Raw genomic sequence first — 6,489 nt, forward strand, 5'->3', positions numbered from 1 at the left:
CGGTACGGCGCGCGATCCGGCCGCTGCGGCCCCCTCGACGCCCGCAGCGCTCCGCCGCGCCGCCCACCCGAACGGCCGAGCGGCGGCGCGCTGTTCAGCTCTGTCGCCCTTCTGGACGCCGCGCGCCCGGCGGCCGACCCCCGGGCGCGGGCGCTATACTGCTGCCAGACCGCGCCGCGGAACGGCGCATCGAAAGGAGCGTTTCCCATGACCGACAAGCTCTCGCCCCAAGACACCTGCGTGCTCGTGACCGGCGGCGCCGGGTTCATCGGATCCCACACCGTCGTCGAGCTGCTCGAGCGCGGCTACCAGGTGGTCGTGGTCGACGACCTGTCCAACTCGAGCCCCGTCGCCATCGAGCGCATCAAGCAGATCGTGGGCGATGAGGCGGCCGCCAACCTCACGTTCTACGAGGCCGACGTCAACGACCGCGCCGCCCTGGATCGCATCTTCGACGCGCATCCGGTGGACCGCGTGATCCACTTCGCGGGCTACAAGGCCGTGGGCGAGAGCGTCCACAAGCCGCTCGAGTACTACAGCAACAACATCGGCAACACCCTCACCCTGTGCGACGTCATGCGCGCGCACGGCTGCAAGTCCATCATCTTCTCCAGCTCCTCCACGGTCTACGGCGACCCGGACAACCCGCCCGTGACCGAGGCGGACCCCAAGAAGCCCGCCACCAACCCCTACGGCTGGACCAAGTGGATGATCGAGCAGATCCTCATGGACCTGCACACCGCCGACCCCGCGTGGAACGTCGTGCTGCTGCGCTACTTCAACCCCATCGGCGCGCATCCCAGCGGCCTGATCGGCGAGGACCCCAAGGGCATCCCCAACAACCTCGTGCCCTACGTGGCCCAGGTGGCCGTGGGCAAGCGGGAGTGCATCAACGTCTTCGGCGACGACTACCCCACCCCCGACGGCACCGGCGTGCGCGACTATATCCACGTGGTCGACCTCGCGCGCGGCCACGTGAGCGCCCTGGAGTGGATGAACGGCCGCGAGGAGGTCGGCATCTTCAACCTGGGCACCGGCACCGGCTCCTCGGTGCTCGACGTGATCCATGCCTTCGAGAAGGCATGCGGTCGCGAGCTCCCCTACAAGATCTGCCCGCGCCGCGACGGCGACATCGCCGCCAACTGGTGCGACGCCACCCGCGCGCGCGAGGAGATGGGCTGGACCGCCGAGTTCGACATCGACGACATGTGCCGCGACTCCTGGAACTGGCAGTCCAAGAACCCCGACGGCTTCGCCACGGCGTAAACGGGGCGCACGGGACCGGGCCCCTCGGTCCGGACGGATGCCGAGGGGCCCGGGTGCGCGGGGTTTGATACCGCCCCCGCCTTGCCGGTATCATGGGACGGAGCCCGCGCGGCTCCGTCTTTTTTTCGGCAACCTCCAGCAGAAAGCAGGGGCCATGGCAAACGCCTTCGCCGCATACCTCGCCGAGCACCACCGCGACCTCGACGCGTACCTCGACGCCTTCTTCGTCGACAGGACCGACGACGCGGACCTCGACGCCTACCTCTACGCGCCGCTTCGGGAGTTCAGCGAGAACGGCGGGAAACGCCACCGCCCCCTCATCTGCATGCTGGCGGCGCAGGCGACCGGGGGCGACCCCGCGCGCGCCCGCAGCGCGGCCGCCGCGATCGAGCACTTCCAGAGCGCCGCCCTCATCCACGACGACATCGCCGACAAGGGCCGGCTGCGCCGCGGGAAGCCCTGCATGTACCTCACCGAGGGGGTGGGTCGGGCCATCAACTGCGGCGACTACGACCTCACGCTCGCGTGCGACGCGGTCCTGCGCGACCGCGGGCTCGATGACGCCACCAAGCTGCGCGTCATCGGCGAGCTCACCGCCATGATGCAGCGGACGGTCGAGGGCCAGGCGCTCGACCTGGGGTGGGTGCAGGACGGGCGGTTCGACATCACCGTCGACGACTACCTCGTCATGGCGACCCTCAAGACCGCGCATTACAGCGGCGCGGTGCCGCTGGCCGTGGGCGCCATCATCGGCGGGGGCACCGAGGAGCAGGTGGAGGCGCTGCGCAGCTTCGGCCTGGACACCGGCCTCGCCTTCCAGATCCAGGACGACCTGCTGAACCTCATCGGCGACGCGGGCGACAAGGACTTCCGCAGCGACATCACGGAGGGGAAGCGCACCCTCGTGGCCGTGCACGCGCTCGGGTGCGAAGAGCGCCGCGAGGAGCTGGTCGGGCTCCTGACGAGCGGGACGACCGACCCGGCGGACCTCGACCGGGCGGTCGGCATCTTCGAGGAGACGGGGTCGATCGCCTTCGCCCGCGACCGCGCGCTCGCCCTCATAGCCCGCGCCAAGCGGACGCTCGCCGGCATCGCGCTCGACGCGCGGTGCGCGGAGCTCCTGCTCGCCATGGCGGACTTCTTCGTCGAGCGCCTGAGGTAGGCCTGGGTCCCGGGGCCGCTTCGACGGGCCGCTCGCCGCGCGGGCGGCGGACCGTGTGAGCGGCGGGCATCCGGGACCGCCCTCGCGCCGCCCCGGCGCGCGCCGCCTCCCGCCGACATGGAACGGGCCCCTCCGCCGCGGCGCTCGAGACCGCGTCGGAGGGGCCCGTCATCCGTTCGGGGACTCCGCGTGTCAGGCGAACAGCAGGCTGTGCGCGATGAGCGCCGCCGCGACCACGGCGAACAGCGCGAGCGACGCCAGGGCGCCGCGGTCCTCGCGCAGCGGCGTGACCTCGGCCTCGCGGCCGTCCTCCATCACCATGACCCCACCCAGGCTCTTCAGCATCTCTCATCACCTCTCAACACGGCGTGCGACCTCCAGTCTACGCCCCCAATGAAAAGGGGGCGTAAAGCCCCCGTCAGCACGCTGCCCCCGAGCCGCGGCGTCCGGCGCCGCGGCCCCACCGCCGCTACCTCCCCGCCGTGCGGGCCATGTGGCGCCGATAGAGCACCGTGCCCGCGGCGAGCAGGACCGCCGCCACCGCCACGACGGCGATGGCGAGCCCGTAGTCGCCGCTGCCGAAGGCGGAGGCGGCCGCCGTCGAGGTGACCACCGAGGGGATCGTGCCGACCGTCGAGATCAGCAGCACCGCCGGGTACCGCATGCGGGTGAGCCCCGCGAAGTAGGTCAGGAAGTCCTTGGGCGTGCCGGGGATGAGGAAGACCACGAACATCGCGAGCTCCACGCGGCGCGCGTCCTGCAGCCAGCGGAAGCGCTCGAGATGCGAGCGGTCGAAGAACAGCCCCACGACCCTCCATCCCCACGCGCGCACCGTCCAGTAGATCAGGCTGCGCGCGAGCGCGCTCGCCGCCAGGCACAGCAGCGTCCCCTCGAGGAAGCCGAACGCGTAGCCGCTCGCCAGCTCGATCGGCTCGCCGGGCAGGAAGGCGAGGATCACCTGCAGCATGTTGATGCCCACCATGGCGAGGCGTGAGAGCACCGCGTGCTCCGCCACGAACGTGCGCACCGCGCCGGCGTCGGCGAGCCATGCGAGCGCCTGGGGGACGTAGCGCCAGCAGGCGATGCCTATCGCCGCCAGCGCCAGCACGGTCGCGGCCACCACCGCGACCCGCGCGCGGCGCAGCCCGGCATCGGGGTCCGCGGGCGCCTCCCGCCGCGGGGAGGGCGCCGGGACGCCTCCTGCGGGCAGGCGCTCAGCCGCGCCGGCCCCGGCCCCGCCGTCCGCCTCGAAACGGTTGTCGAAATCCTCGTACATGGTCACACCTCGAATCTCACCGTGACGACCGCGCCGCGGCCGTCGGCGTTCGCGAGCTCGACCGCGCCCCCGTGGAGGCGGGCGAGCGTCTGGACGATATTCAGCCCCAAGCCGAAGTGCTCGGCGCTCTTGGCCTCGCCGAAGAACGGCTCGCATCCACGACGCAGCGCCTCGGGGGTGAAGCCGGGCCCGTCGTCGGACACCCGCAGCGCCAGCAGTCTGCGGGGCCCCTCCCCCGTCCCGGAGCCGTCTTGGCGGCAGCCGTCGGGAGCGGGGGCGGCCGCATCCCCGGCGGAATCGGCGCCGGGGGCCACGGGGGCGTCCTCGAGCGCGAGCGACACCTCGATCCGCTCCCCCGCATGCCCGCACGCGTTGCTGAGCAGGTTGTCGAGGACCTCCTCGACCAGGGACCGGTCGACCAGCAGGCGCATGCCCTCGGGGAGCCGCACCGCATCCGTATCGACCGCGAGCTCCGGCGCGCGGGCGGACACGTAGGCGCGGGCCTGCCCGGCCAGGTCCCGGGCGAGCTCCGGGGCGTCGACCTCGGAGCGGACGACCTTGCGGTCCTCGAGCCGCGCGATGCCGCTCATGGCCGTGGCGTACGACTCGAGCCGCCCCACCTGGCCGGCGATCGTGCGCAGCGCATCGGGGTTCGGGGCCTCCCCGTGCTCGGCGCGCATCTGCGCCATCTCCACCGTGCCCTTGAGCACGGTGACCGGCGTGCGCAGGTCGTGGGCGAAGGCGGCGTTCAGGCGGCGGCGCTCCTCCGCGGTGCGCCACAGCTCGCGCTGCGAGCGCACCAGGGACGCCCGCATACGCTCGAACGCCCTCGCCAGGCCTCCCAGCTCGCGCCCGGCGACCTGCGGCATCTCGAAGTCGAGGTCCTGCCGCGCCACGCGGTCGGTCGCCATGCGCAGGGCGTCCGAGGGGGCCTCCAGGCGCGTGCGGTAGAAGCGCCGGAACAGCGCGATCGCGAAGACGCCGAGGTACAGGAACGGGGACAGGCCGGCGGCGATCCTCAGCGCCATGCCGGCGCCCGTGGCGTAGGCCCCGTCGTCCTGCGAGACGTAGTAGCCCACGTTCGAGACGAGCATGCCCTCGCCCAGGCTCCCCTCGGCGATGACCTGGTCGTTGCGGACGCGGGTCGCGCGCTCCCGCGCATCGTAGGCCGCCAGGTCGTCCGGGTCGACCGGATCATCGCGGTAGGGGTTCCCGTCCGCCTCGATGTAGTCCTCCTCCGTGTAGTTCCCGCCCCAGTCGTAGACCGTCAGGGTGTCGTCGGTGCGCACCATGTCCATGGTCGCGTAGCCGACGCGGACGCCGTCGTTCCACCCGCCGGCGATCACGACGTCGACGGAGGAGCCGTTGAGCACCGAGGAGTCCGTGAAGCCGATGAAGACGAACTGGTCCGTCCCGTTCAGGTCCATCGCCGACGCCGGCACCAGCTCGTCGTTGCGCGCATCGTAGATGTAGGGGCCACCGTTGACCTCCAGACGCGAGGCGCGGGCCTCCCCGTCGATGCGGTAAAAGGCCTCCATGAGCACGGTGATGGTGGCGAGCGAGAAGGCGAGGGACGCGACCGCCCAGATGGCGACGAAGCAGAAGAACGCCCGCATGATGGGCAGGCCGCGCCACCAGGCCCGCAGGCGCTCGAGCGGGCGGCGGGGGGACCGGGCGCTCATCGCGCGCCCCAGCGGTAGCCGACGCCCCAGAGCGTCTCGATCGGGTCGATGCCCGCGCCCGCCTCGGCGAACTTCTTGCGCACGCGCCTGATGTGCTCGCGGACGATGGCCGGGTCCCCATCGGCGCTCCATCCCCAGACCTGCTCGTAGATGAAGGTCCGGTCGTACACGCGCCCGGGTTTCTTGGAGAGCAGCGCCACGATGTCGAACTCGGTGCGCGTGAGGTCGAGTCCGCACGGCTCGCCGCCGTCGGCGGGCATCACCTCGACCGTGCGCTGGGCGTAGTCGATGGACACGCCGCCGTCGAAGCGGACGAGCACCGACGAGTCGTCGCGGCGGGACTCGCGCGCCAGATGCGCCTTCACGCGGCTTCCGAGCACCGGCAGGGAGAACGGCTTGAGCACGTAGTCGTCCCCGCCCGCGGCGAACCCGTCGAGCTGGTCGGCATCCTCGACGCGCGCGGTCAGGAAGATGATGGGGCAGCTCACCTGGGCGCGGATGCGCCGGCAGACCTCGAAGCCGTCCATGCCCGGCATGTTCACGTCGAGCAGGACGAGGTCGAAGGGGCGGCCGGCGGGCGCCAGGGACGCCTCCACGGCGGCGAGGACCTGCGGGCCGCTCGTGGCGACCGCGGTGCCGAACCCCTCCATGCGGAAGAACTCATCGAGCATGTAGGCGATGGCCGCCTCATCGTCCACGATGAGCAGCCGATCCGTATGAGCCATCGTTCCTCCCGTAAGATCGGGCTTCCGAGCGCCCGCGCGCGGGGGCGCGCATCTTTCCACGTCATATGGTGGCAGGCCTCTGTCAACAAACTTCCTACCTATCGGTAATTATTTCGGCTCCATCGCGGATCCGGATGGTCGGCGTATGTTTTCAACCGCGCACCACAGGGCGCGCCGCCCGGCGGCGCCGACGTGCGGCCCCAGCCGCGGCGCGCCCTCCGGCAGGGGCGGCCCGGCCGGGCGCGCCCCGACGGGGCACCGCCATAGCCGGCACCCCGCCGCCGGAGCCCCGACATGACCGGACGGCCCCGACCGCGGCGCGCATCGTTTCTATGTTGAACTCGCACGTGCCGACCTGTGGCGGGGGGGGGGGCCCGC

Annotated in this window: 6 protein-coding genes; 2 read left to right on the top strand and 4 right to left on the bottom strand. The window is 71.9% G+C overall.

Annotation, left to right across the window (positions count from 1 at the left end):
* The first annotated feature begins 207 nt into the window (after positions 1-207).
* Both galE and PHA29_RS03425 read left to right on the top strand, forming a co-directional pair.
* Entirely contained in the window at positions 208-1,266 is a 1,059-nt protein-coding gene (galE, locus tag PHA29_RS03420) for a UDP-glucose 4-epimerase GalE (RefSeq protein WP_270575396.1), read from the top strand.
* A gap of 154 nt (positions 1,267-1,420) precedes the next feature.
* Positions 1,421-2,428 carry a polyprenyl synthetase family protein gene (locus tag PHA29_RS03425; RefSeq protein WP_270848103.1) on the top strand — a complete coding sequence of 336 codons (1,008 nt, stop codon included), beginning with the start codon at positions 1,421-1,423 and terminating at the stop codon, positions 2,426-2,428.
* Positions 2,429-2,620: 192 nt separating this feature from the next.
* Here PHA29_RS03425 and PHA29_RS03430 read toward each other — a convergent pair whose 3' ends face one another.
* The 4 genes from PHA29_RS03430 to PHA29_RS03445 form a co-directional block, all read right to left on the bottom strand.
* The gene (locus PHA29_RS03430) at positions 2,621-2,773 is read right to left on the bottom strand and encodes a hypothetical protein (RefSeq protein WP_270404927.1); all 153 of its coding nucleotides are present in this window, start codon (positions 2,771-2,773) and stop codon (positions 2,621-2,623) included.
* Positions 2,774-2,897: 124 nt separating this feature from the next.
* Positions 2,898-3,704 (bottom strand): TVP38/TMEM64 family protein, encoded by an 807-nt coding sequence (locus PHA29_RS03435; RefSeq protein ID WP_270848105.1) that lies wholly within the window; start codon positions 3,702-3,704, stop codon positions 2,898-2,900.
* 2 nt (positions 3,705-3,706) lie between these two features.
* On the bottom strand, positions 3,707-5,386 hold the full coding sequence (locus PHA29_RS03440) for a sensor histidine kinase (RefSeq protein WP_270848107.1): 1,680 nt from the start codon (positions 5,384-5,386) through the stop codon (positions 3,707-3,709).
* A complete protein-coding gene (locus PHA29_RS03445) occupies positions 5,383-6,111 on the bottom strand; it encodes a response regulator transcription factor (protein ID WP_270848109.1) in 729 nt (242 codons plus the stop codon). Before PHA29_RS03445 ends, PHA29_RS03440 begins: the two co-directional genes overlap by 4 nt.
* Positions 6,112-6,489 lie beyond the last annotated feature (378 nt).

The sequence above is a fragment of the Candidatus Collinsella stercoripullorum genome, from assembly GCF_027669965.1.
Lineage (GTDB): Bacteria > Actinomycetota > Coriobacteriia > Coriobacteriales > Coriobacteriaceae > Collinsella > Collinsella stercoripullorum.

Bases quoted from the DNA above. Each gene is read 5' to 3' on its own strand.
- galE (WP_270575396.1), top strand. From the start codon at position 208: ATGACCGACAAGCTCTCGCCCCAAGACACCTGCGTGCTCGTGACCGGC.
- PHA29_RS03425 (WP_270848103.1), top strand. From the start codon at position 1,421: ATGGCAAACGCCTTCGCCGCATACCTCGCCGAGCACCACCGCGACCTC.
- PHA29_RS03430 (WP_270404927.1), bottom strand. From the start codon at position 2,773: ATGCTGAAGAGCCTGGGTGGGGTCATGGTGATGGAGGACGGCCGCGAG.
- PHA29_RS03435 (WP_270848105.1), bottom strand. From the start codon at position 3,704: ATGTACGAGGATTTCGACAACCGTTTCGAGGCGGACGGCGGGGCCGGG.
- PHA29_RS03440 (WP_270848107.1), bottom strand. From the start codon at position 5,386: ATGAGCGCCCGGTCCCCCCGCCGCCCGCTCGAGCGCCTGCGGGCCTGG.
- PHA29_RS03445 (WP_270848109.1), bottom strand. From the start codon at position 6,111: ATGGCTCATACGGATCGGCTGCTCATCGTGGACGATGAGGCGGCCATC.